Source organism: uncultured Thiodictyon sp., assembly GCA_903837595.1.
GTDB lineage: Bacteria > Pseudomonadota > Gammaproteobacteria > Chromatiales > Chromatiaceae > Thiodictyon.
This window is the reverse complement of the sequence record CAILVI010000569.1, coordinates 1-2244: the sequence shown is the minus strand read 5'-3', so window position 1 is coordinate 2244 and position 2244 is coordinate 1. Positions and strand designations below refer to the sequence as shown.

Annotated in this window: 1 protein-coding gene and 1 pseudogene; both read right to left on the bottom strand. The window is 70.7% G+C overall.

Translation table 11 applies throughout. The features are described 5' to 3' along the window. A pseudogene (locus tag QZY44_RS34985) lies at positions 1–469 on the bottom strand (conjugal transfer protein); the annotation flags it as partial. After that, the coding region (gene mobH / locus QZY44_RS34980) for a MobH family relaxase (protein ID WP_295458913.1) at positions 466–2244 on the bottom strand (1779 nt) is incomplete at its 5' end. The gene mobH and the pseudogene QZY44_RS34985, both read right to left, overlap by 4 nt.

Below are 2244 nucleotides of genomic sequence, written 5' to 3'. Positions count from 1 at the left end.
TGAGCATGTGTCCGTCGGTATGCGACAGCGGGATGCGCAGGTCCCCATCGCGTCCCCCCAGGCCGTGCAGCCAGGTGGCACCCATGCGCTGCGGATCGCGCGGGGCGAACTGCTGCGGTCCCGCGCGCATGAGGTCCAGCGCGAGCTGCGTATGCACCGGAAGCCAGTCGAAGCCCCAGCCCAGCCACAGGTCACCAGACCAGGACGGCAGGTGGGCGGCGAAGTCCTCTGGGGCGATGCACCCGAGCGGGTGTCCGCGCAGCCATTCGTGTTGGCTGGCAATGCGCACGGCACCCCGGACCCAGGTCAGCGCCATGGCCAGCGAAAGCCAGGCGAGCCAGTGAAAGGCCCCCGTCGGCAGCCCCCAGCGACCCGCGGTAACCGCGGCAACTCCCGCGACGACGACCCACAGGATGAGCGCCCGGCGCTCAAAATTGGGGCGCCAGGGGTCGGCATAGGCCGCGGTCATTCGGCGCCGACCGCCGCTCCGCCGTCGGGGGTCATCCGGCAACCGGGCCGGTGCATCAGCGCCAGTTTCAGCGATTGCGGCTTGAGTCCCGCCGCCTGCGCCGCGGCGGCGATGTCCGCGGGCGTCACCACGACCAGGGCGCCCTGCCCGTCCGCGCCCGCTGCCGCATGTGCAGCGCGTATTCGGGCGATCAAGGCATTGGCGACTGCGCTCGGGCTCTGGCCGGCGGTCGGTGCGGGACTGGATGGGGTTGATTCAGGCGAGGCGGCCGTCGGCGTGGGACCGCGGGGCTCCGTATTGACCGGTACCGCCCCCCGCGTCCGAGGCGTGCAGAGGTCCAGGGCTCCGACCGGCAGCAAGGCCGCGAAGTGTCCGCTGGCCTCGACCTTGAGGACGACCCCACGGACGCCGTCGATCACCCGCACGCGCAGGTAGGGTTTGAGAATATCGACCGCGAGCAGATCGTCGTCCCACAGGGCGGCGATCTGGACCTCCAAGGTGGGGCCGAATCCCTCCAGACCATCCGGCACACGAATCCACAGTTGATCGCCGGGTTGGTCAGGGAGGTACAGCACGGCCGCGGGTACGCGCTCGCCGGTCCGGATCGCTGCCGCCAGGGCCAGCAGCAGGCGGGCACCAATACCGGGGCGCCGCGCCTGGAACCAGGCTTCGGCCACCGTGCGAGGATCGGCGGGTGTCGGGATGGGCACGACCGGGGTGGATGGGGGCGCCGCATTGGTCGTCGCCGACCGTTGCTGTCGCAAGCGTTCTGCGGCCTGATCGATGGAGGATGCAACGCGTCCGGTGCTGACCGGCGTTGTGGGAACCACCGAGGACCGTACCGGGTCGGCGGCGGACGGTGGCGGAGATTCCGGGACGGCGACAGGCGGGCGGGTGTCAGTCACGTCCAGATCGCCCACGCCCTCCTCGTCGTCATCCTCCCACTCCAGGCCTAGGCGCGCGGCTTCGTCCAAGCGTTCGCCGTCGTCGGCACCCGCTGCGCTGTCCACCAGAACGGGACGAGACACTGCGGCCCGCACCACCGCGTCTCCGGCCAGGCCAACCGGGGCCGGCGCCTGCCCGGAGAGCACATGATGCGGCGAGGTCAGGCGCAGCAGGGTCAGCGTCACCGGCTTGCCGTCGCGCACCAGGGGGGCCGGGGCCAGACGCCAGTACCGCCGCACACCATCGCCCTCGCTCGGGGGTAGCGCATAGTCACGCTCGATCAGCAGGTCCGCCAGCGTGTCTGGGTGCCGCGGGATACCCGGGACACGATCGGCCGCGAGCAGTTGGACGACTTCATCGCCCCCCTGGGGCCAGACCACATACAGACTGTCGCCCAGCATCCACAGGCGCGAACCCGGGGTGTTGATCCCCCAGGTGCCGGCGCGCACCAGCCGGGCCATGGCGTCGAGCAGGTAGCGTTCGATCGGCACCCCGAGCGAGGTCGCTTGGGGGTCGATGCGGTTGCTCTTCAGGTCCCGCTCAACCGAGGCCCGGTCGGCGTTGCTCACCAGTTGGGTCAGGGTCGCCTGCTCGTTCGCCCCGGCCACCGCGTCGATCATGGCATTGCCGATCTCGGGGTCGGCCTGGAACAGCATCGCGAACACATCCCGACCCAGCACCCGCTCGACGGCGAACATCCCCACCGACTGATGGCGGTTGTGGCGCCGCTCGCGCCAGTGCAGGTAGTAGCATTCAAGCCCGTGCCGGGCGGCCCACTCCGCGATGGTCTCATGCATCGGCGACCAGGTCAGGGTGCCGTCGCGGTTGGT